Raw genomic sequence first — 20,126 nt, forward strand, 5'->3', positions numbered from 1 at the left:
AGGTCCTTGTGCTTCAACGTCCGACGGTCTGCAGCAGGCTGTCGAACACCGTCTGCGCGATCTGCAGCACCTTGGCGGCGGCCTGGTAGCTTTGCTGGAACTGGATCAGGCGCGCGGCTTCCTCGTCCAGGTTGACGCCGGCGACGCTGGTGCGCGCCTGCTCGGCCTCGCGGGCGATGGCGTCGGACATCTCGGCCGACGCCTTGGCGCCCTGCACGCGCACGCCCACGGCCGCCATCACGCTGGCATAGGCGTCGGTGATGGTCTCGCCGCCGGTGGCCACGCCGCCCACCAGCTGCTGGCCGACCAGCGGGGCATCGCGCAGGGCCAGCAGGCCCAGCGCGTTGCCGTTGTTGGAGGGCGTCACCGTGGCCGGCTGCACCAGGATGCGGTCGCCCGGCTGCGGCGTGCCGGTGAGGGTCAGCTCCCAGCCGTTGATGCGGATCGGCTCGCCCGGCACCAGCGAAGTCGGCACGGTCCCGCTGACCGTGCCGTTGACGGTGAACGTGGTGGGCGAGGTGAACGTGATCTCGATCGGCTCGGCCAGGTTGGGGTCGACCTGCGCCGGGATCAGGCCGGACACCGCGACCGTGCCGGTGTTGCCCGGCGGCAGCGTCGCGATCACCGGCGAGGCGGCCGCGATGCCGCGCGGGTCGCCGAGCAGGCTGCGCATGTCGCCGGCGGCCTGGCGCAGCGGCTGCAGCAGGAAGCGGTCGCCCTCGGCCGGCGTGCCGGCAGGCACCGTGATCGTCAGCCCGTCGAACTCGGTGCCCGGCGTGTACGGCACGCTGGTGCCGTCGCTCAGGCGCGTGAGCTGCCAGGCCCCGCCCTCGTAGCGCAGTTCGTAGTCGCTCGCGGCCAGCAGGTGGGCGGAACTGACCGCCACCTCGGGCAGCGCCGAGCCGGTGTTGCGGCTGCTGGGCAGCACCCGGGGCGCGGCGGTGGACAGCAGTGCGGTGCCCGGCTGGCCGGCCTGGTCCAGCCCGAGCGCATGCTGCGCGTTGAGCGCACTCGAGAATGCCAAGGCCAGGCGGCCCAGCTGGTTCTGCGCATCGGCCAGGTCGGTGCGCTGGAAGCGCAGCAGGCCGGCCAGCGAACCGCCCGAGAGCGTGTTCTCCGGCAGCAGGCGGTCGACGTTGCCCTCGTGCACCGCCAGCCGCATCACCGAGGCGTCGTACTCGTCCGGCACGGCGCGCAGCTCCAGCGCGTGGTTGCCCAGCACCAGGCGCTGGCCGCCGCCGATGAACAGCCCCACCGTGCCGTCGTCGGCCGGGATCTGCGTGACCTGCACGTACTTGTTGATCTCGCGGATCAGCTGGTCGCGCTGGTCGAGCAGGTCGTTGGGCTCGTGGTCCAGGCCCTGCACGCGGGCGATCTGCTGGTTCAGGTCCGCGACGCGGCGCGCCAGCTCGTTGACGGTGGCGATGCCGGTCTTGAGCTCCTGCGTCACGCCGGACTGCAGCGTGGCCAGTTCCTGCGCCGCGGAGCGGAAGCGCGAGGCCAGTTCCTCCAGCCGCGACAGCACCACCTGGCGCGCCGACGAGTCGGTCGGCCGGCTGGCCACGTCGACGAAGGCATTGAGCACCTGGCTGGCCGCATGGCCCAGGCCGGCCTCGCCCATGTCGAACACCTGCTCGAGGCGCTGCAGCTGGGTCAGCCGCGTGCTGTCCATCGAGGCGATCGACAGCGTCGCGGCGGCCTCGCGGGTCAGGAAGGCGTCGTGCGCGCGGCTGACGGTGGTGATCGCCACCCCGTAGCCGAAGAAGCCGCGTCCGGTGTACTGGCCGCCGGCGGTCTCGAGCTGGACCGACTGGCGCGAGTACCCCGGCGTGTTCGCGTTCGAGATGTTGCCGGCGGCGGTGTCGATCTGGGCCTGTGCGGCGAACATCGCCCGCGTGCCGATACTCAGTATCCCTGCCATGGAGCCCTCACATCAGCGCACGCTGCAGCCGCAGCGTGGTGTTGATGACCTTCTCCAGCTTGTCCGCGTACGCCGGGTCGGTCGCATAGCCGGCCTTCTGCAGTCCCTGCGCGAAGCCCTCGGCCGTCTGCCCACGGCGCATCACCTCGGCGTAGCGGTCGTTGTGCTTCAGCAGACGCGCGTAATCGCGGAACGCGTCCTCGTAGGAGTCGTAGGCACGGAAGCGCGCCGTCACCTTGCGCGGCTGGCCGTTGACGTATTCGGTGGTGGTGATCTCGGCGACCTTGCCGGTCCAGCCGGCACCGGCCTTGATGCCGAACAGGTTGTGCGAGGGCGAGCCGTCGGGCATGCGGATCTCGCGCCGGCCCCAGGCGGATTCGTGCGCGGCCTGCGCGAGGATGAACTGCGCCGGGATGCCGGTCTCGCGCGTGGCGACCTGCACCGCATCCCAATGCTGGCGCAGGAAGTCGCCCTGGGCACCGGGCGCGCGCGGCGCCGCGATGTCCTGCGGCAGCTTCGCAAAGCGCGCCGGCAGCGTGCGGGTCAGCGTGGCGCTGGTGGCCGCCTCGGGGCCGCCGACCTGGCGCGACAGCTGCTGCGCGATGAGGTCGGCCAGCCCGCCCGGGCGGCCGCTGAGCTGCGAGGCGTACTGCACGTCCAGCATGTCGGTGGCGAGGTCGGAGCCCTCGTTGTCGAACATGCCGGACTTCATCGTCGCCTCGCGCATGCTCTTCAGCAGCTCCTGCATGAACACGGCCTCGAACTGCCGCGCGGCCTCCTTGAGCGCCGCCTTCGGGTCCTTGGCCGCGGCACCGCGCAGGGCGTCGAGCGACTTCACGTCGCTCGTCAGGCCCTGGGGGGGAAGGCTGACCGCCATCAGATCACCTCCAGCTCGGCCTGCAGGGCCCCGGCGGCCTTCATGGCCTGCAGGATGGCCAGCAGGTCCTGCGGCGTGGCGCCCAGCGCGTTGAGCGCCTTGACCACCTCGCTCAGCTGGGTGCCGGCGGGCATCTGCACCAGGGTGCCGGCCTGCTGCGAGATCTGGATGTCGGCGCGCTCGGCGACCACGGTCTGGCCGGCCGACAGCGGTCCCGGCTGGCTGATGACCGGCGTGGAGCTGATGCTCACCGACAGGTTGCCGTGCGCCACCGCGCAGGCGCCCAGCGTCACCGACTGGTTCATCACGATGGAGCCGGTGCGCGCGTTGAGCACCACCTTGGCCGCCGGCGCGGCGCGGTCGATCGGCAGGTTCTCGATGTCGGCGAGGAAGGCCACGCGCTCGGTCAGTCCCGCGGGCATGCGCACGCGCACCGCGCGGCCGTTGAGCGCCTCGGCCACGCCCTCGCCCTTGGCACGGTTGATGGCCAGCACCACCTGGTGCGCGGTGCTGAAGTCGTCGGCCATCAGGTCGAGCTGGATGTGGTCGCCGTGCTGCAGCGGCGTGGGCACGCTGCGTTCGACGGTCGCACCGGCAGGGATGCGCCCGGCGCTGAGGTGGTTGATCTGCACCTTGCTGCCGCCCTGCGCCGCGCCGGCGCCGCCGACCACGACGTTGCCCTGGGCGAGCGCGTAGATCTGCCCGTCGGCACCCTTCAGCGGCGTGGCGATCAGCGTGCCGCCGCGCAGCGACTTGGCGTTGCCCATCGACGAGACGTTGACGTCGATGGTCTGCCCGGGCTGCGCGAACGGCGGCAGCTGCGCGGTGACCATCACCGCCGCGACGTTGCGCAGCTGCATGTTGGTGCCAGGCGGGATGGTCACGCCCATCTGCTGCAGCATCGCGGCGATGCTCTGGGTGGTGAACGGGGTCTGGGTGGTCTGGTCGCCGGTGCCGTCCAGGCCCACGACCAGGCCGTAGCCGACCAGCTGGTTGCTGCGCACGCCCTGGACGGAGGCGACCTCCTTGATGCGCAGCGCCTGGGCGGAGGCAGGCCACCACAGGGCGATGCCGGCGACCACCGTCGCGACGACGATGGCCTGGCGCAGGAGCTTGTCGAGGGTGTTCTTCATCGGCGGACTTTCCTCAGGCTTGAGGAAAGTGTCGCCCCGATCACATCGGCAGAACGCTCAAAAAGAACCGGGCGAGCCAGCCTATTCCCTGCGCTTCGGCCTGCTGGCCCTGGCCCTTGTACTGGATGCGCGCATCCGCGATCTGCGAGGAGGCGACCACGTTGCCGGGCTGGATCGCGCGCGGGTCGACGCGTCCGGAGAAGCGCATGATCTCGACGTTCTTGTTCAGCCCGATCTGCTTCTCGCCGGCGATCACCAGGTGCCCGTTGGGCAGCACCTCGATGACCGTGGCGGTGATCGTGCCGGTGAAGTTGTTCGAGGCCTCGGTGCCGCCCTTGCCGGAGAAGGTGTTGGACGACGAGCCGGAGGCGCTGGCACGGCCGAACGAGTTGGGATTGACGAACGGCAGCGCGGTGATGCCTGCCTGCACGCTGCCGGACTTGTCCACCGTGGTGGACGACTTCTGGCTGGCCTGCACGCGCTCGACGATGTTGACCGTCAGCGTGTCGCCGGGCAGGCGGGCGCGGTGGTCCTCGAACAGCGGCCGGTAGTTGACCGCCTGGAAGATCGCGCCGTTGGTCGACTGCACGTCGGGCACCGGCTGCGGGCGCATCGTGCGCTGCTCGGCGACCTCGACCTGCGGGTCCAGCGTCGCGCAGCCGGCAGCCAGCAGCACGGCCGGCAGCAGGACCAGGGTGGACAGCTTGTGCATCGTGCGCATGAGGGGCTCCCGCATCACAGCTGCGTCAGGCGCTGCAGCATCTGGTCGGAGGTCTGGATCGCCTTGGAGTTGAGCTCGTAGGCGCGCTGGGTCTGGATCATCGTGACGAGCTCCTCGACCACGTTGACGTTGGAGGTCTCGAGCATGCCCTGCTCGATCAGCCCCAGCCCCTCGGTGCCCGGCACGCCGGCCATCGGCACGCCCGAGGCGGCGGTCTCGACGAACAGGTTCTGCCCGCGCGGCTCCAGGCCGCCCGGGTTGACGAAGCTGACCAGCTGCAGGTTGCCCAGCACCACCGGCTGGGCCGAGCCGCTGACGACCGCGCTGACCGTGCCGTCCGGCGCGATGGTCAGGCTCTGCGTGTTGGGCGGCACCGTGATGCCCGGGGCCAGCAGGTAGCCGTTGTTGGTGACGATCTGGCCGTCGGCGTTGGTCTTGAACGAGCCGTCGCGGGTGTAGGCCGAGGTGCCGTCGGGCATCTGGATCTCGAAGAATCCGTTGCCGTTGATCGCCACGTCCAGCGTGTTGCCGGTCTGCTGCAGGTTGCCCTGCGAGAAGCTGCGCGCGGTGGCCACGGCGCGCGTGCCCAGGCCGACCTGCAGTCCGGTCGGCAGGCTGGTCTGCTCGCTGGAGTTGGCCCCGCTCTGGCGCAGGTTCTGGTACATCAGGTCCTCGAACTGGGCGCTGGCACGCTTGTAGCCGGTGGTGGCGGCGTTGGCCAGGTTGTTCGAGACATGGTCCAGCTGCACCTGCTGGGCTTCCATGCCGGTCTTGGAGATCCAAAGCGATCGCATCATGGCGTCGGCTCCTTAGCTTGCACTGTTGGACAGCAGCCGGCCGGCCGTCTGCTCGTTGCGTTCGGCGGTCTGCAGCATCTTCATCTGGGCCTCGAACTGCCGCGCCGCGGCGATCATCGAAACCATCGTCTCCACCGCGCTGACGTTGGAGCCCTCCAGGGCCCCGTCGACCACGCGCGCGTTCGGGTCGGCGGGCAGCTCCTCGCCCTGCGCGGTGCGGAACAGCCCGTCGGTGCCGCGCTGCAGCGGCTGCTCGGGCGTGACCAGCTTGAGGCGGCCGAGCGGCACGATCTGGCCGTCCTGGCCGCGCGCGCTCACGGTGCCGTCCGGTGCGATCGAGACGCCGGCGTTCTCGGGCACCTGGATCGGGCCACCGTCGCCCAGCACCAGCAGGCCGCCGTGCGTCATCAGCATGCCGTCGGGGCCGACCGTCATCGCGCCGTTGCGCGTGTAGGCCTCGGTACCGTCCAGCGCCTGCACCGCGAGCCAGGCGTTGCCCTGCATTGCCACGTCGAGCGGGCGACCGGTCTGGGTGATCACGCCGGGCGCGTCGCTGTGGCCGATGGTGGTCTCGAGCGCATAGACCCGCGTGCTCGCGCCGTCGCCGCGCACCGGCACGGCGCGGAACGCCTGCAGCTCGGCGCGGAACCCGGTGGTCGAGACGTTGGCCAGGTTGTTCGCCAGCGACTCCTGCCGCTGCATCATCGCCTTGGCCCCCGACATCGTCAGGTAGATCATGCGGTCCATGGACGCCCTCCCGGCTCAGTGCCTCATCAGCGCAGGTTGACCAGCGTCTGCAGCACCTGGTCCTGCGTGCGGATGGTCTGCGCGTTGGCCTGGTAGTTGCGCTGCGCGGTGATCATGTTCACCAGCTCGGCGGTGAGGTCGACGTTCGAGTCCTCCAGCGCCCCGGACTGCAGCAGGCCCATGTTGCCCGAGCCCGGCACGCTGCGCGCCGGGTCGCCCGAGGCATGGGTGGCGATCCAGGCGTTGCCGCCCGCCGGCTGCAGGCCCTGCGGGTTGCGGAAGGTGGCCAGCTCGACCTGGCCGGTCGCGCGCGACTGGCCGTTGGAGAAGCGCGCCACGATCACGCCCTTGTCGTCGATGGTGACGCCCACCAGCTGCCCGGCGGTGTAGCCGTTCTGCGACAGGCTGGTCACGCCGAACGCCGTGCCGTACTGGGTCGCGCCGCCCAGGTTCATCTCGATGCCGGTGATCGGCTGCGTGGTGCTGCCGTCGGGCCGGGTGGTGGCCGGGATGTCCAGCGGGATCCGGCCGTTGGTCGAGGTGCCACCGCCGCCCATGTAGTACTGGATCGTGCCGCCGCCCGCGCCGGTCGGGTTGCCCCCGGTGGCCGGGAAGTTGATCGTCGCCACCGGCTGGGGATCGCCCGCGCCGTTGACGTTCAGCGGCGTGCCGTTCGCGGTGGCGTAGACGTTCCAGGTGTTGTCGGCGGTCTTCTGGAAGTAGTAGGTGACCGCGACGTCCTGGCCCAGCGCGTCGTACATCGTCACCGAGGTGGCGTTGTTGTAGGTGGTCGGGTCGTTGAAGTCGATGTTGTTCGCCGTCGGGCCGGTGATGCCGGCGCGCGAGTCGACGTTGAACTCCAGCTCGACGCGCGAGGTCGCCTGCGGGTTGATGCCGGCCGTGGGCAGCCGGATCGGCTGGGCCTGCTGCGGCGAGATCACGCCGTTGGCGTCGGCCACGTAGCCGAGCAGCGCCTGGCCCTGGTTGTTGACGACGTAGCCTTCGCGGTTGACCTTGAACTGGCCGTTGCGGGTGTACATCACCGCCCCGTCGATCTGCGGCGTGGCGCCGGTGCCGCTGCGGATGCCCGCGACCTGGAAGAAGCCTTCGCCGTTGATCGCGATGTCCAGCGGGTTTTCGGTCGGCGTGATGTTGCCCTGCGTGAACTGCTGCGCCACCGTGGCCAGCTTCACGCCGATGCCGATGTTGCTGGCGCCGGTGCCGTTCATCGCCGCGGCGTAGATGTCGGCGAACTCGGCCCGCGCCGCCTTGGCCCCGTAGGTGCTGGCGTTGGCGACGTTGTTGCCGATGACGTCCAGGTTCTTGCTGGAGGCGTTCAGTCCGGAGAGGCCTTGTTGGAAACCCATGGTGCGAGTCCTTTCAGGTGGGACATGCGGTCAGACGACCGCCTTGACCTGGTCGTAGGAGACGGTGCTGCCGCCATACAGGTCGAGTTCGAGCTTGCTGCCGTTGGCGCTGACCGCGCCCACGGTGTCGCGCGTGTAGGTGCTGACCGGGACGCCGTTGCCGCCCGAGGTCGCGGTGATGCGGTAGCTCACCACGGCGGGGACCTGGTCGACGTCCTCGGCCTGCCACTGGAAGTGGTGGCGCCCGCCCTCCAGCGCGCCCAGCTCGACGGTGTCGAGCACCTTGCCGCTGGCATCGAGCACCTCGACGGTGACCTTGTCGGCCTTGCCCGACAGCTCGAAGGCGCCGTTGCCCCGGCCTTCGATCATGTAGATGGAGTTGCCCGGCACCAGCACGTCGCGCCCGACCAGCGCCGCCCCCTGCATGGTCTGTGCCTGCAGCAGCTGCGTGATCATCGTGGAGATGCCGGCGTTGAGCTTCTCGATGCCGGTCACCGTGTTGATCTGCGCCATCTGGCTGGTGACCTCGGCGTTGTCCATCGGGTTGAGCGGATCCTGGTTCTGCATCTGCGCGACCAGCATCTTCAGGAAGCGGTCCTGCGCGGATTCGTCGGTCTTCGCCGCGGCGGTGCCGCCGGTGTACTCGGGGCCCAGGCCGGAGGTGGTGGTGCTGGCAGTGCCGGTGACGCTCATGGTGGTTCCTCGGTCGATCACTGGCCCATCTGCAGCGTCTTGAGCAGCAGCGACTTGGCCGTGTTCATCACTTCGATGTTGTTCTGGTACGAACGCGAGGCCGAGATCATGTTGACCATCTCCTCGACCGCGTTGACGTTGCTGTAGGTGACGTAGCCCTCGGCGTCGGCCTGCGGGTGCTGCGGATCGTGCACGCGGCGCCCCGGGGTGTCGTCCTCGACGATCTGGTTGACCTTGACGCCGGCGGCGCCCTGCTCGCCCATCAGCACGGTCTGGAACACCACCTGGCGCGCCTTGTAGGCCTGCCCGTCCGGGCCGGCCACGGTGTCGGCGTTGGCCAGGTTGCTCGCGACCACGTTGAGCCGCTGCGACTGCGCGCTGACGGCGCTGCCGGAGATGTTGAAGATCTTGAACATCGACATGGCGGACTCCCGGATCAGGCGGACTGCCCGGTGATGGCGGACAGCATGGTCTTGACGCTGCCGTTGATGAAGCGCAGCGTCGCCTCGTAGCGCACCGTGTTGTCGACGAAGTTGGCGCGTTCGCGGTCCATGTCGACCGAGTTGCCGTCCAGGTTCGTCTGCGCGGGCAGCGCGTAGTTCAGCGTCGCGGTCGCGCGCGCGTCGGCCGGATTCGGCGCGATGTGGCCGGGCGCGGTGGTCGCGAGCGTGGTGCCGGCGGCCGCCTGGCCCGCCCCGGTGGCCTGGCGCAGCGCGGCGGCGAAGTCCATGTCGCGCGCGACGTAGCCGGGCGTGTCGGCGTTGGCGATGTTGCTGGCGAGCAGGCGTTGCCGCTCGGCGCGCAGCACGAGCGCTTCCGACTGGAAGTTCAACGTACTGGTGAGGCGGTCGAGCATGGTGGGCTTTCCGGTGTCTGACACTGCGGGACACGACGCCCGGCATCGCGAGGACGCGCTGGCTCGTGCCGATGTCAGCCATTGTCTGGATCGGCCCGGAAAACATGAGCCCGAATAGCGGGCCAAAACGCGCCCAATTCGGCGCCTGGGACCGACGCCACCGGCCTTAAAGTGCACGGCATCCCATTGGTGGACCGTGCCATGTCCGAGCTTGTGCGCACCCTGAAGAAGGCCGTGACGCTGCGCCGCCTCGCCGGCGTCGCGGCGGGGCTGTGCGTGCTCGCTGCGGCACCGGCGCGGGGCCAGGACGTGGCGGTCCTCGAATCCAGGCTGCACGAACTGGCGCTCGCGCACGCCGGCAGCAGCGGCGCGGCCTCCGGCGCCCACGGCACACCGGTGATCACCCGCGTCGAGGTGCGCATCGGCGAGCTGGACCGGCGCGTGCGCCTGTCGCCGTGCGCGCGCATCGAGCCCTACCTGCCGCCCGGCCTCAAGCCCTGGGGGCGCACCCGCATCGGCGTGCGCTGCAAGGACGGCGAGCGGCGCTGGAACGTGTTCCTGCCCGCCACCGTGAGCGTCTACGCCCAGGCCTGGGTGGCGCGCACCGCCCTGTCCGCCGGCGAGGTGCTGACCGCCGAGATGGTGCAGCCCGCCGAGGTGGACCTGGCCGCCGCCCCTTCGCCGGCGGTGCTGGACCTGTCGCAGGCCATCGGCCGCCGCATCGCCGCCCCCCTGGCTGCGGGGGAAGCCCTCAGGTCCAGCCATTTGCGGCCGAAACAATGGTTTGCCGCCGGAGAAACCGTCAAGGTGGTCGCGCGCGGGCGCGGTTTTGCGATCAGCAGCGAAGGCCGTGCCCTCGTGGCAGGCCTGGAGGGACAGCCCGTGAAAGTGCGCACCCACAACGGCCGCGTGCTGACGGGCATCGCCCTGGACCAGCACACCGTCGAGGTGCGGTTGTGAGACGGAACTCAAGAAAATTTGCAGGTTGACCCTAAAGTCCGGCGCACAGGTGACGAAATACCGTTCATGGCGGACGGCCACCCGGCTGCCCAGCGCTGCTCAAGGAGAAACACATGAAGATCGGCAATCCCATCGAGACCCCCGTTGTCGGTGGCACCGGTGCGGCCACGCCGCGCCCGGGGGTCGGTGAATCCAGCGGCTCGGCCAAGCCGGCGGCTGCGGCCGAGCCGGGCAACGAAAGCGCCACGGTGAAGCTGTCGAGCACGGCCACCAGCCTCCTGGCCGCCACCCCCGAATTCGACGCCGAGAAGGTCGCCGCCATCCGCCAGGCGATTGCCGACGGCACCTACCGGATCGACCCGGAAGCGATCGCCGACAAGCTGATCGCCAACGCGCGCGAGCTGCTGAACCGCCCCGGTCCGGTCTGACCCGCGCTGCCGGCCTTAATCCGTTCCCCCCGAGACTTTTCGAACCTCCTGACCGCCCTGCCATGCACGCCCTGAACGCCCCCGCCTCCCGCGACGACAACCTGCTCGAACCGGTCGTGCTGGCGGTGGAGGCGCGCCTGCAGGCGCTGGGCCAGGCGCTGCAGCAGCGCGACAGCGCGGCCGTCGAGCAGTGCGCCTCGGACCTGCACCGTGCGCTGACCGAGGCGGTGGAAACCTTCCGTCACGCCGCCCGCTCCGGCGGCATCACGCCCGCCCTGCGCCAGCGCCTGGTGCGCGCCACTGGCCAGGTGGCCGCCCAGCGCGAAAGCCTGGCGCGCGCCACCGCCGCGCTGGACCGCGCGATGGACGTGCTGCTGCCGCGCACGCCCGACGTGGTCTACAGCCCGGGCCTGGCGGCCTACGGCAGCGGCGCTCGCAGCCAGCACAGCGCCAGCGCCTGAGGCACCTTCCTTCCACCGGCCCCGGCCGGTGTCACCCTCCTCGGCACGGCGATTGCTCGTTGCTGCGGCACGGCCGCTGCGCCGCCGTATGCCCGAGGACCGCATGACCCCTTCTCCGTCCAACGCCGACGGCTGGTTGACCCGTTCGCGCGTGCAGGTGATCGCCCTGGCGGCGCTGACGGCCGTCGTGCTGTACCTGTGCTACCTGATCGCCCTGCCCTTCCTGCCGGCGCTGACCTGGGCGCTGGTGCTGGCGGTGATCGCCAACCCGCTGCACGAACGCATCCGCGAGAAGGTGCACGGCAAGTCCGTCGTCGCGGCGCTGGCCGTGCTGGCCGTGACGGTGGTGCTGGCCGTGCCGACCGTGTTCGTCGCGCACGAGGTGGCCCAGCAGGCGAGCGAGCGGGTGGCCAAGCTGCGCGGCGACCCCGCGGAGAAGCTCTGGCAGCAGACCAAGGAACGCTACCCGCGGGTGGCGCCATTGATGCGCTGGGCCGAGCGCGAGGCCAACGTGCGCGAGCAGATGAGCCGCTTCTCCGAGTTCGTGCTCGAGAGCGCACGCCGCTTCGTCTCGAGCTCGGTGTACGCGGTCGTGGGCGGGCTGATCACGCTGTACCTGCTGTTCTATTTCTTCCGCGACAAGGAGAAGACGCTCGGCGCACTGCGGCGCCTGGTGCCGTTGTCGGCCCCGGAGAGCGAGCTGGTGTTCCGCCGCGTGCACGACACGATCCACGCGATCGTCTACGGCACGCTGGTGGTCGCGCTGGTGCAGGGCACGCTCGGCGGCCTGATGTTCTGGTGGCTGGGCCTGCCCGCACCGTTGATGTGGGGCGCGGTGATGGCCTTCCTGGCCATCCTGCCGATGCTGGGGGCGGCCATCGTGTGGATGCCCGCCGCGCTGATGCTGGCCTTCGACGGACAGTGGGACAAGGCCCTGCTGCTCGTGATCTGGGGCAGCGTGGTGGTCGGCCTGGTCGACAACCTGCTCTACCCGCTGCTGGTGAAGAACCGGCTGCGCCTGCACACGGTGCCGGTGTTCATGTCGGTGGTCGGCGGCCTGCTCGTGTTCGGTGCTGCCGGCGTGGTGCTGGGGCCGGTGGTGCTGGCGGTCGCGCTCGGGCTGCTGGAGGTGTGGCGCCAGCGGCTGGCGCGCACCGAGCTGCCCGCAGCGCTCCAGGCATCGCCCGCGGCGCCGCCCCAGCCCACCGCCGCCGCGACGCCGTCGCCCGAGCGCGTCGACGCCTGAGCCCGCGGCGGCGGCCTGCGGGTCAGAACGCGTAGGCGAAGCGCAACCCGCCCCAATGCCGGCCCTGCACGACGATGGGCGCGGCCACCTCCTTCATCAGCACGAACTGGCCACCGCCCATGTCGCGGCGATAGGTCTGCAGCAGGAAGGGCTTGCGGTTGCGTGCCGAGGCCAGCGCGGTGCGGTCGTTGAAGATGCGCCGGTTGCGGCTGTTGACCGTGTTCCAGGCCGTGTCGCCACGCCGCTGCGGGTGGCTGTACTTGCGGTTGTGCGTGGGCAGGTAGCCGTTGCGGTCCACCGCGGCGCAGAACACCACGCGCTCGGACAGGCCCAGCAGCCGCTCCTGCACCGGCGGGAACAGGCGGTCGGTCAGCTCGACGAAGCGGGTCAGGTGCTGCTGCGGGTCGGTGCCCTCGACCGGCACGTAACGTTCGTCGAACAGGTCCTCCAGCGCGATCGTGCCGTCGCGCACCGCCTCCTCGAGCAGGCGGCTCAGCTGCGCGGCGCCCTCCTGGGCCGCGCGGATGAAGGGCGTGTCCTCGGTCTCGATGCCGCAGGCGGCGATCACTTCCATCAGGTGCTCGCTGACCTTCAGGAAGGCCTCGCTGCGCCCCATCGCGGCGTGCAGCGCCTCGGTGGCCTGGCGCACCTCGCGGTCGATCACGTCCATCTGCGCACCCATGGTGTCGGTCACCGCGCGGCTTTCGCAGGCGGCATCGCTGATGCGGTGCACGTCGGCCTCCACCGCCGCGACCGCGCGGTGGAACGCGCCCTGCTGCCTGCCGCTGGCGTCGTGGCTGATCTCGCGCGACAACGCGGCGATGCGCGTGTCCAGCGCGCCCACCGTGCTCATGATGTCCTTGGAGGAGCCCTCGACCTTGGCGGCCAGGTCCTTCACGGCATCGGCGACCACGCCGAAGCCCCGGCCGGCCTCGCCGGCGCGCTTGGCCTCGACCGAGGCGTTGAACGCCACCAGGCGGGTCTGCATCGCGATCTGGGTGATCTGCTGGGCGGCGCCGGCCACCTCGCGCAGGGTGTCGACGATGGCGGCCACTTCCTTGCTGACGGCCTCGACCACGCTGCGCGCCTGGCCCACCGACTGCAGGCTCTGCGCCGTGAAGTTGCCGATCGCGGCCTGCGACTGCTGGATCCCCTGCAGCTGCTGCGCCAGCGAGGCGATCGCCTCGGTCTGGCGCGAGGAGAAGCGGATCGTGTCGTCGAGCACGCCGCGCACCTCGGCAGCCTCGCGGCCGAGCCGGGCAGCCTCCTTCTGCAGCGACTGCACCAGGCTGCGCACGTCGATGTCCCTGGTTCCGCCCGCTTCCTGAGTCGCGGGAGCAGGAACAGGGGCCTCGGCCTTTCTCCTCAGTACTGACAACATCTCTGCCTCCTGGCATCCGACACGGCTCTGGCGTCCGCTGGCTTCCACCCCCTTGGTGAAACTTCGGTCACCACTCGCGCAGCTTGACCCTCAGGCGCGCGATCGACTGGCTGTGCAGCTGGCAGACCCGGGATTCCGTCACGCCCAGCACCGCGGCGATCTCCTTGAGGTTCATGTCGCGCTCGTAGTACATGCTCATCACGAACTGCTCGCGTTCGGGCAGCGTCTTGATCGCCTCGACCAGCGCCTGGCGCAGGCGGTAGTCGTTGAGCTGGTGCAGCGGGTCGGCGTCGTTGTCGGCCACGTGGCGGTCGAGGTAATCGTCCTCGCCGTTGTCGCCGTTCATGTCCTCCAGGTAGACCAGCTGCGTGCCGCGCACCTTGTTCAGCAGGTCCTGGTACTCGGCCAGGCTGATGCCCATCTCCTTGGCGATCTCGCTTTCGTGCGGCGCGCGGCCGAGCCGCTGCTCGAGGCGGTGCACGGCCGCCTCGATCTCGCGCTGCTGCTTGCGCGTGCCACGGCTCATCCAGTCGGCGCCACGCAGTTCGTCGAGCATCGCGCCGCGGATGCGCTGGGTCGCGAAGGTCTCGAACTGCACGCCCTGGGTCGCGTCGTAGCGGCTGAGCGCGTCGTTCAGGCCGATCATGCCCACCTGGATCAGGTCATCGATCTCGACGTTGGCCGGCAGCTTCGCGATCATCTGATGCGCCAGGCGCCGCACCAGCGGGCTGTACTGCTGCAGCATCGAGTTGATGTCGAGGCGGCCTTTGGCGGTGTACATGTCGTTGGCACTCCGATGGATCAGTTGAACGCCTGGTGGGCAGCGACGTGGGCGGCCTGGAACGTGGCCAGGCCGTCCCACGCGCAGCCTTCGCCGTCCTGCATCGAGAACGGCAGCGCGCAATGCAGCAGGTTGTTCGACAGCTCGCGCAGCGTGCGCTCCAGCGCCGCTTCGTCGTCGCGGGCCGTGCAGGTGACGGCCTCGATCCGGGCCTCGCCGTCGAGGAAGTCGCGCACGCAGCGCACGAGGCTGGTCGCGGCCGGGCAGGTCCCGGACACCGGGGCGCCCGTGTCGAGCACGACCGCATGGCGGCGCAGCCCGGCCGACAGCGCGAGGATCTTGATCGACGCATAGGCGTGCGTCAGCGCCTGCGGGTCGTCTCCGGCCAGCACCAGCGGACGCACGCGACGCGCGCGGAACAGGCCGGCGAGCGTGTTCGCGTCGGCATGGAACATCACGACGTCGGCCGAGGGCACGGCCTCGCGCAGCGATTCGAACAGCAGCGAAGGCGCGCCTTCGACCTGGCCGAACGAGGCCAGCGTCGGGCCGACCGCGAGCACCGAGGTCAGCGCGTCGGCATCGACGATCCACTGCCCCAGGTCGAGGTCGCGCGTCAGCGCATCGGCGATGTCCAGCCCGCCGCCGGGCACGGCGTCGACCACCAGGGTGTGCAGCCCCTGGGCGGCCAGGCCCTGGCACAGCCCCTCGAGCAGCGCCGGGCTGCCGGGCAGGCAGGGGTTGGCGACCACCGGCAGCAGGTGCACCGCGTGGTACGAGAACAGCCGCCGCAGCCCGTGCGCCTGGTCGAAGCCCCGCTCAAGCATGCAGGCCCCCCGCGATCAGGCTGGCGCGCGCCGGCGGCGCGGTGAACACCAGGTTGACGTCGTCGCTGGCCAGGCGGTAGGCCGCGCTGCCGCCGCCGCGCAGCGCACGGTGCACCAGCGCGTGCGCCGACATGCGGTGCCAGTCCTCCGGCACGCGCTGGCCGTTGGCCACGCCGACGACCTTGAGTTTGTGGCGGATCATCGCGTCCAGCGCCGGGCCCAGCTTGACGGCCTCGTCCAGCTTGGACAGCACCACGCCCTTGCACTGGGCGGCGCGGTAGGACACGAGCACGTCCTCGATGGTCTCGCCCTGCGAGGCGGCGTTGACGACCAGCAGGCGCTGGATGCTGCGGTGGCCGACCATCTCGAGCAGTTCCTGGGTGCGGCTGTCGCGCTGGCCGATGCCGGCGGTGTCGATCAGCACCATCTTCTTGCCCGACAGCAGGTCCAGCAGGTCTTCCAGCGCGGTGCGGTCGTGCGCGGTATGCACCGCCACGCCGATGATGCGGCCGTAGGCGCGCAGCTGTTCGTGGGCGCCGACGCGGTAGGCATCCAGCGTGATCAGCCCCAGGTTGGACGGGCCGTACTTGGCCGCGAACGCGGCGGCGAGCTTGGCCGTCGTGGTGGTCTTGCCCACGCCGGTGGAGCCAACCAGCGCATAGACGCCGCCCTGGTCCTCCAGCGCCGGCTCGGCCTCGCCGGTCAGCAGGTTGCGCTCCAGCACGCCGGCGACCCAGGCCTCCAGGTCGGCCACGTCGGCCGGCGTGTTGGCCGCGAGCTTGCGGATCAGCGCCGGCGAGAACCCGCAGTCGAGCAGCTTCTGCGTCAGCTTGGCCTGGTGCGGGTTGCGCTGCATCTTCTCCATGAAGGCCAGCGCGCCGAAGCGTTCCTCGATCAGGCCCTTCATCTCGCGCAGCTCCTGCAGCATCGCGCGCTGCTCGGCATCGGCGGCCTGCGCCAGCGACGGCGTCGCGGACCAGGCCGGGGCATCATGCAGCGGCGGCACCGGCGCGGCCGGGGCACGCGGCAGTTCGGGCGCGGCCGGCACGGCCACCGGCTCGGGCTGGCGCCACGCGGGCTGCTGCGGCGCGGCCGCCGGCGCAGGCGCGGGGGCCGGGGCGTTCGCCGCGGCAGCGGCCTGCAGGGCGGCCTGGCGGCGCTTGAGCATGCGCTCGCGCACGTAGTCCTGGAACGACAGCGTGCTCATCGCCAGGCGCTCGACGTCCTGCTCCACCGGGCTGGCCTTCGGCGCCGGCTTGGCGGGACGCGCCGGCGCGGGGGCCGGGGCGCTGGCGAACTTCTCGATCGCCGCGACGCTTTCGGGCTCCATCGCCAGCACCTCGACGCCTTCCTTGCAGGGCCGGGTGGAGAGGATCACGGCATCCTCGCCGAAGGCCTGGCGCACCTGCACCAGGGCCTCGCGCGAGGTGCGGGCGACGAAACGCTTCACGTTCATGCTGTTCCTCCGATGATCGAGCCGATCCGGATGGTGTGGGTGTCAGGGATCTCGCTGTGGCCCAGCACCGCCAGGCGCGGGGCGGCGCGGCGCAACAGGCGCGCGATCGGCGCGCGGATCACGTCGGGCACCAGCAGGCAGGCAGGCACGCCCACGTCCTCCTGCTTCTTCGACGCGTCGGCGACCTGCCGGGTCAACGTCTCGGCGACGCCGGGGTCCAGCGCCGCGCCGTGCGGCGAGGTCAGCGCCTGGGTCACGAGGCGTTCCAGCTCCGGCTCGATCGCGATGACGTTGAGTTCCTTCACCGGACCGTAGATCTGCTGCACGATGGCCGGCGCCAGGGCGACGCGCACGCGGCGCGCCAGCTCGGCCGGGTCGGTGACGTTGCCGTGCTCGGCCAGGCATTCGACGATGGTTCGCATGTCGCGGATGTGGACCGACTCTTCCAGCAGCAGCTGCAGCACCTTCTGGAGCGTGGCGACGCTCACCATCTTGGGCACCACGTCTTCCATCAGTTTCGGCGCGAGCTTCGTCACGTGTTCCACCAGTTGCTGCGTCTCGGCACGCCCCAGCAGGCGGGCGGCGTGCACCTGCATCAAGTGTGAAAGATGGGTCGCCACCACGGTCGAGGAATCAACGACCGTAAATCCGGCCATTTGGGCGCTTTCCTTCTGGCGCTCCTCGATCCACACCGCAGGCAGCCCGAAGGCCGGGTCGGTGGTCTGCGTGCCGATCAGCGGCGTGCTCACGTGGCCGGGGTTGATGGCGAGGTACATGCCCGGGAAGCACTCGCCTTCGCCGATCACCGCGCCGCGCAGCGTGATGCGGTAGACGCTGGGCTTGAGCTCGAGGTTGTCGCGGATGTGCACCGCCGGCGGCAGGAAGCCGACCTCCTGCGCGAACTTGCGCCGCACGCCCTTGATGCGCGCGAGCAGATCGCCCTTGCGCTCCTTGTCGACCAGCTGGATCAGGCGGTAGCCGACCTCCAGGCCCAGGATGTCCACCGGCTGCAGGTCGTCCCAGGTGGCTTCCGCGTCCGGGTTCGGCTGCGCCGGCGCGGCGGGCACCTCGGTCTGGCGCCTGGCCTGCTCCTGGCGTTGGCGCATCCACCAGGCCGCGTAGCCCAGGCCGCCGGCGATCGCGATGAACGTGATGTGCGGCATGCCCGGGATCACGCCCATGAAGCCGATCACCGCGCCGGTCAGCGCCAGCGAGCGCGGCGAGCTGAACACCTGCTTGAGGATCTGGCTGCCGACGTCGTGCTCCTTGCCGACGCGCGAGACCACCATCGCCGCGGCGATCGAGATCAGCAGCGCCGGGATCTGTGCGACCAGCGCATCGCCGACGGCCAGCAGGATGTAGCTGTTGGCCGCCTGCCCGAGCGACAGCCCGTGCTGCGCGACGCCGACGATCAGGCCGCCGACGATGTTGATGACCAGGATCAGGATGCCGGCGACCGCGTCGCCGCGCACGAATTTCGAGGCGCCGTCCATGGAGCCGAAGAACTCGGCCTCGTCGCCCACTTCGGCACGGCGGCGCTTGGCTTCCTTCTCGTCGATCAGGCCGGCGTTGAGGTCGGCGTCGATCGCCATCTGCTTGCCGGGCATCGCGTCCAGCGTGAAGCGCGCGCTCACCTCGGCGATGCGTTCGGCACCCTTGGTGACGACGATGAAGTTGATCACCACCAGGATCGCGAACACGATCAGGCCGACGGCGAAGTTGCCGCCGATCAGGAAGTGGCCGAACGACTCGATCACCTGTCCGGCCGCGCCGGTGCCGGTGTGGCCGTGCAGCAGCACCACGCGCGTGGAGGCCACGTTCAGCGACAGGCGCAGCATGGTGGTCAGCAGCAGCACCGCCGGGAAGGCCGCGAAGTCCAGCGGCCGCACCATGTAGGCCGAGACCATCATCACCATCAGCGCCAGCGCGATGTTGAAGGTGAACAGCAGGTCCAGCGCGAACGGCGGCAGCGGCAGCACCATCATCGTGAGGATCATCACGACGACCAGCGGCGCGGCCAGCGCCTTCAGCGGCAGGCCGCCGAGCATGGGCTGCATGCGTTGCAGGACGGCATTCATCGGGACAGCCTCCCCGGCGCCGTGCACGCCGCGGAAGCCGGCGCGGACGGCGGCTCGGACGGACGGACGGCAAAGATGCGGAGCTTGGACATGGCGCGTTCAGTTACACGCCATTGTCTGGGTCCGCCTCGCGGGCTTGAGGCCGAAAAAAAGGGGTTCGGGCGTCCTATTCCGGCGATGGCGCAGCAGCGTCCACCCTCGTGGCGCCGGCGGCCTCAGGCCGGCTCGGCGGCCTTGCCGTGATGGGGATCCAGCTCGGCCGGCACGTCCAGCGGCGGCAGCTCGCCCGGCATCGGGGCCTGCCCAATCATGGCCGCGCGCAGCTGGTAGACGTAGGCCAGCACCTGCGCGACCGCGCCGTACAGCGGCAACGGGATCTCGCGGTCGAGCTCGGCGTGCGCGTACAGCGCACGCGCCAGCACCGGCGCCTGCAGCACCGGCACCTCGTGCTCGCGCGCGATGTCGCGGATCTGCAGCGCCAGCAGGTCGGCGCCCTTGGCGACCACGCGCGGTGCCGCCATGGTCGCCTCGTCGTACTTCAGCGCCACCGCGTAGTGGGTCGGGTTCATCACGACCAGGTCGGCGCGCGGCACCGCAGCCATCATGCGGCGCTTGACCATCTCGCGCATGCGCGCCTTCATCTTGACCTTGACTTCCTGGTTGCCCTCGAGCTCCTTGTGCTCCTGCTTGGCCTCCTGGTGCGACATCTTCAGCCGCTTGGCGAGCAGGTGCCGTTGCAGCGGCACGTCCACGGTCGCCGAGACCGCCAGCACCAGCAGCATCAGCGCCAGGCCGTTGAGCAGGGTCTGGCCGACCTGGCCGATCCCCGCAGGCAAGGCCATGCCCAGGGCAGCGACGAAGGCATCGAGCTGGGCATACAGGTAGACCCCGCCGACGGTGCCGATGACCAGCGCGAAGCCGCTCGCCTTGGCCGCCTCCAGCAGCTGCTCCTTGGAGACCAGCCGCCCGAGTCCGGTGACCGGGTTGAGCTTGGAGAACTTGGGCTGCAGCGGCTTGAGGGTCCAGTTCCAGCCGCCCGAGGCGATGTTGGACACCACCACGCCGGTGCCGATCACCGCACCGAGCGGCACCGTCACGAGCAGGAACTTGAGCACCAGCGCGGCCAGCCGCTCGGTCATCTGCTGGGGCGAGCGCAGGTCGGCAGCGCGGAACGTCAGCTCGTGGGCAAGCAGGTCCTGCAGCCAGGCGGCCAGCCACGGGGAGCCGACCGCCAGGGCGGCGACGCCGGCGCCGACGATGATGAAGTGCCCGAGGTGCCGCGAACGCGCGACCTGACCTTCCTCCCGCGCCTTCTTGATCTTGCGCGGGGAAGCAGGCAGGTTGCGGTCCTGCTGGTCTTGTTCGGCCATGGCGGTGCGTGGGGGATTGCACCGCCATT

20 protein-coding genes are annotated in these 20,126 nt (G+C 70.4%); 4 read left to right on the forward strand and 16 right to left on the reverse strand.

Annotated elements, in window-relative coordinates; all coding sequences use genetic code 11:
* Positions 1-13: 13 nt before the first annotated feature.
* The 10 genes from flgK to flgB are packed head-to-tail and all read right to left on the reverse strand — an operon-like array spanning position 14 to position 9,112.
* Positions 14-1,921 (reverse strand): flagellar hook-associated protein FlgK, encoded by a 1,908-nt coding sequence (flgK, locus tag IS481_RS13475; protein ID WP_104355919.1) that lies wholly within the window; start codon positions 1,919-1,921, stop codon positions 14-16.
* Positions 1,922-1,928: 7 nt separating this feature from the next.
* Entirely contained in the window at positions 1,929-2,798 is an 870-nt protein-coding gene (gene flgJ / locus IS481_RS13480) for a flagellar assembly peptidoglycan hydrolase FlgJ (RefSeq protein ID WP_104355920.1), read from the reverse strand.
* Complete coding sequence (locus IS481_RS13485; RefSeq protein ID WP_104355921.1) at positions 2,798-3,931, reverse strand: flagellar basal body P-ring protein FlgI; 1,134 nt, start codon at positions 3,929-3,931, stop codon at positions 2,798-2,800. Before IS481_RS13485 ends, flgJ begins: the two co-directional genes overlap by 1 nt.
* 40 nt (positions 3,932-3,971) lie before the next feature.
* Positions 3,972-4,652: a flagellar basal body L-ring protein FlgH gene (locus IS481_RS13490; RefSeq protein WP_336470029.1), complete on the reverse strand. Its 681-nt coding sequence runs from the start codon at positions 4,650-4,652 to the stop codon at positions 3,972-3,974.
* A 14-nt stretch (positions 4,653-4,666) separates the two neighbouring features.
* Positions 4,667-5,449: a flagellar basal-body rod protein FlgG gene (flgG, locus tag IS481_RS13495; protein WP_104355922.1), complete on the reverse strand. Its 783-nt coding sequence runs from the start codon at positions 5,447-5,449 to the stop codon at positions 4,667-4,669.
* Positions 5,450-5,461: 12 nt separating this feature from the next.
* On the reverse strand, positions 5,462-6,196 hold the full coding sequence (flgF, locus tag IS481_RS13500) for a flagellar basal-body rod protein FlgF (protein ID WP_104355923.1): 735 nt from the start codon (positions 6,194-6,196) through the stop codon (positions 5,462-5,464).
* A gap of 26 nt (positions 6,197-6,222) precedes the next feature.
* Positions 6,223-7,563 (reverse strand): flagellar hook protein FlgE, encoded by a 1,341-nt coding sequence (gene flgE, locus IS481_RS13505; RefSeq protein ID WP_104355924.1) that lies wholly within the window; start codon positions 7,561-7,563, stop codon positions 6,223-6,225.
* 30 nt (positions 7,564-7,593) lie between these two features.
* On the reverse strand, positions 7,594-8,256 hold the full coding sequence (locus tag IS481_RS13510; RefSeq protein ID WP_104355925.1) for a flagellar hook assembly protein FlgD: 663 nt from the start codon (positions 8,254-8,256) through the stop codon (positions 7,594-7,596).
* 17 nt (positions 8,257-8,273) lie between these two features.
* Positions 8,274-8,678 carry a flagellar basal body rod protein FlgC gene (gene flgC / locus IS481_RS13515; protein WP_104355926.1) on the reverse strand — a complete coding sequence of 135 codons (405 nt, stop codon included), beginning with the start codon at positions 8,676-8,678 and terminating at the stop codon, positions 8,274-8,276.
* A gap of 14 nt (positions 8,679-8,692) precedes the next feature.
* On the reverse strand, positions 8,693-9,112 hold the full coding sequence (flgB, locus tag IS481_RS13520) for a flagellar basal body rod protein FlgB (RefSeq protein ID WP_104355927.1): 420 nt from the start codon (positions 9,110-9,112) through the stop codon (positions 8,693-8,695).
* Positions 9,113-9,313: 201 nt separating this feature from the next.
* Here flgB and flgA point away from each other — a divergent pair, with 201 nt between their 5' ends.
* The 4 genes from flgA to IS481_RS13540 all read left to right on the forward strand — a co-directional run bounded on the left by flgA (position 9,314) and on the right by IS481_RS13540 (position 12,207).
* Positions 9,314-10,072: a flagellar basal body P-ring formation chaperone FlgA gene (flgA, locus tag IS481_RS13525; protein WP_104355928.1), complete on the forward strand. Its 759-nt coding sequence runs from the start codon at positions 9,314-9,316 to the stop codon at positions 10,070-10,072.
* Between the two features lie 113 nt (positions 10,073-10,185).
* A complete protein-coding gene (gene flgM / locus IS481_RS13530) occupies positions 10,186-10,500 on the forward strand; it encodes a flagellar biosynthesis anti-sigma factor FlgM (RefSeq protein WP_104355929.1) in 315 nt (104 codons plus the stop codon).
* A gap of 62 nt (positions 10,501-10,562) precedes the next feature.
* The gene (locus IS481_RS13535) at positions 10,563-10,961 is read left to right on the forward strand and encodes a hypothetical protein (protein WP_104355930.1); all 399 of its coding nucleotides are present in this window, start codon (positions 10,563-10,565) and stop codon (positions 10,959-10,961) included.
* 103 nt (positions 10,962-11,064) lie between these two features.
* The gene (locus tag IS481_RS13540; protein ID WP_165908634.1) at positions 11,065-12,207 is read left to right on the forward strand and encodes an AI-2E family transporter; all 1,143 of its coding nucleotides are present in this window, start codon (positions 11,065-11,067) and stop codon (positions 12,205-12,207) included.
* A gap of 22 nt (positions 12,208-12,229) precedes the next feature.
* Here IS481_RS13540 and IS481_RS13545 read toward each other — a convergent pair whose 3' ends face one another.
* The 6 genes from IS481_RS13545 to IS481_RS13570 form a co-directional block, all read right to left on the reverse strand.
* The gene (locus tag IS481_RS13545; protein ID WP_104355932.1) at positions 12,230-13,588 is read right to left on the reverse strand and encodes a methyl-accepting chemotaxis protein; all 1,359 of its coding nucleotides are present in this window, start codon (positions 13,586-13,588) and stop codon (positions 12,230-12,232) included.
* 67 nt (positions 13,589-13,655) lie between these two features.
* Entirely contained in the window at positions 13,656-14,369 is a 714-nt protein-coding gene (locus tag IS481_RS13550; protein ID WP_104355933.1) for an RNA polymerase sigma factor FliA, read from the reverse strand.
* Positions 14,370-14,389: 20 nt separating this feature from the next.
* Positions 14,390-15,193, reverse strand: coding sequence for a MinD/ParA family ATP-binding protein (locus IS481_RS13555; RefSeq protein WP_104355934.1), 804 nt, complete (start codon positions 15,191-15,193; stop codon positions 14,390-14,392).
* Positions 15,186-16,649 (reverse strand): flagellar biosynthesis GTPase FlhF, encoded by a 1,464-nt coding sequence (gene flhF / locus IS481_RS13560; protein ID WP_114699302.1) that lies wholly within the window; start codon positions 16,647-16,649, stop codon positions 15,186-15,188. Before flhF ends, IS481_RS13555 begins: the two co-directional genes overlap by 8 nt.
* The gene (gene flhA / locus IS481_RS13565) at positions 16,646-18,727 is read right to left on the reverse strand and encodes a flagellar biosynthesis protein FlhA (RefSeq protein WP_104358882.1); all 2,082 of its coding nucleotides are present in this window, start codon (positions 18,725-18,727) and stop codon (positions 16,646-16,648) included. The genes flhF and flhA overlap by 4 nt, the downstream gene beginning before the upstream one ends.
* A 215-nt stretch (positions 18,728-18,942) precedes the next feature.
* The gene (locus IS481_RS13570) at positions 18,943-20,097 is read right to left on the reverse strand and encodes an EscU/YscU/HrcU family type III secretion system export apparatus switch protein (protein ID WP_104358883.1); all 1,155 of its coding nucleotides are present in this window, start codon (positions 20,095-20,097) and stop codon (positions 18,943-18,945) included.
* Between the last annotated feature and the right edge of the window lie 29 nt (positions 20,098-20,126).

The sequence above is a fragment of the Caldimonas thermodepolymerans genome, assembly GCF_015476235.1.
GTDB classification, from domain to species: Bacteria; Pseudomonadota; Gammaproteobacteria; order Burkholderiales; family Burkholderiaceae_C; genus Caldimonas; species Caldimonas thermodepolymerans.

Excerpts from the sequence above, each read along its gene's own strand:
- IS481_RS13535 (WP_104355930.1), top strand. The coding sequence starts at position 10,563 with ATGCACGCCCTGAACGCCCCCGCCTCCCGCGACGACAACCTGCTCGAA.
- flgC (WP_104355926.1), bottom strand. The coding sequence starts at position 8,678 with ATGTCGATGTTCAAGATCTTCAACATCTCCGGCAGCGCCGTCAGCGCG.
- flgF (WP_104355923.1), bottom strand. The coding sequence starts at position 6,196 with ATGGACCGCATGATCTACCTGACGATGTCGGGGGCCAAGGCGATGATG.
- flhF (WP_114699302.1), bottom strand. The coding sequence starts at position 16,649 with ATGAACGTGAAGCGTTTCGTCGCCCGCACCTCGCGCGAGGCCCTGGTG.
- IS481_RS13550 (WP_104355933.1), bottom strand. The coding sequence starts at position 14,369 with ATGTACACCGCCAAAGGCCGCCTCGACATCAACTCGATGCTGCAGCAG.
- IS481_RS13540 (WP_165908634.1), top strand. The coding sequence starts at position 11,065 with ATGACCCCTTCTCCGTCCAACGCCGACGGCTGGTTGACCCGTTCGCGC.
- flgJ (WP_104355920.1), bottom strand. The coding sequence starts at position 2,798 with ATGGCGGTCAGCCTTCCCCCCCAGGGCCTGACGAGCGACGTGAAGTCG.
- flgA (WP_104355928.1), top strand. The coding sequence starts at position 9,314 with ATGTCCGAGCTTGTGCGCACCCTGAAGAAGGCCGTGACGCTGCGCCGC.
- flgB (WP_104355927.1), bottom strand. The coding sequence starts at position 9,112 with ATGCTCGACCGCCTCACCAGTACGTTGAACTTCCAGTCGGAAGCGCTC.
- flgM (WP_104355929.1), top strand. The coding sequence starts at position 10,186 with ATGAAGATCGGCAATCCCATCGAGACCCCCGTTGTCGGTGGCACCGGT.
- IS481_RS13485 (WP_104355921.1), bottom strand. The coding sequence starts at position 3,931 with ATGAAGAACACCCTCGACAAGCTCCTGCGCCAGGCCATCGTCGTCGCG.
- IS481_RS13510 (WP_104355925.1), bottom strand. The coding sequence starts at position 8,256 with ATGAGCGTCACCGGCACTGCCAGCACCACCACCTCCGGCCTGGGCCCC.
- flhA (WP_104358882.1), bottom strand. The coding sequence starts at position 18,727 with ATGAATGCCGTCCTGCAACGCATGCAGCCCATGCTCGGCGGCCTGCCG.
- IS481_RS13490 (WP_336470029.1), bottom strand. The coding sequence starts at position 4,652 with ATGCGCACGATGCACAAGCTGTCCACCCTGGTCCTGCTGCCGGCCGTG.
- flgE (WP_104355924.1), bottom strand. The coding sequence starts at position 7,563 with ATGGGTTTCCAACAAGGCCTCTCCGGACTGAACGCCTCCAGCAAGAAC.
- IS481_RS13545 (WP_104355932.1), bottom strand. The coding sequence starts at position 13,588 with ATGTTGTCAGTACTGAGGAGAAAGGCCGAGGCCCCTGTTCCTGCTCCC.
- IS481_RS13555 (WP_104355934.1), bottom strand. The coding sequence starts at position 15,193 with ATGCTTGAGCGGGGCTTCGACCAGGCGCACGGGCTGCGGCGGCTGTTC.
- flgG (WP_104355922.1), bottom strand. The coding sequence starts at position 5,449 with ATGATGCGATCGCTTTGGATCTCCAAGACCGGCATGGAAGCCCAGCAG.
- flgK (WP_104355919.1), bottom strand. The coding sequence starts at position 1,921 with ATGGCAGGGATACTGAGTATCGGCACGCGGGCGATGTTCGCCGCACAG.
- IS481_RS13570 (WP_104358883.1), bottom strand. The coding sequence starts at position 20,097 with ATGGCCGAACAAGACCAGCAGGACCGCAACCTGCCTGCTTCCCCGCGC.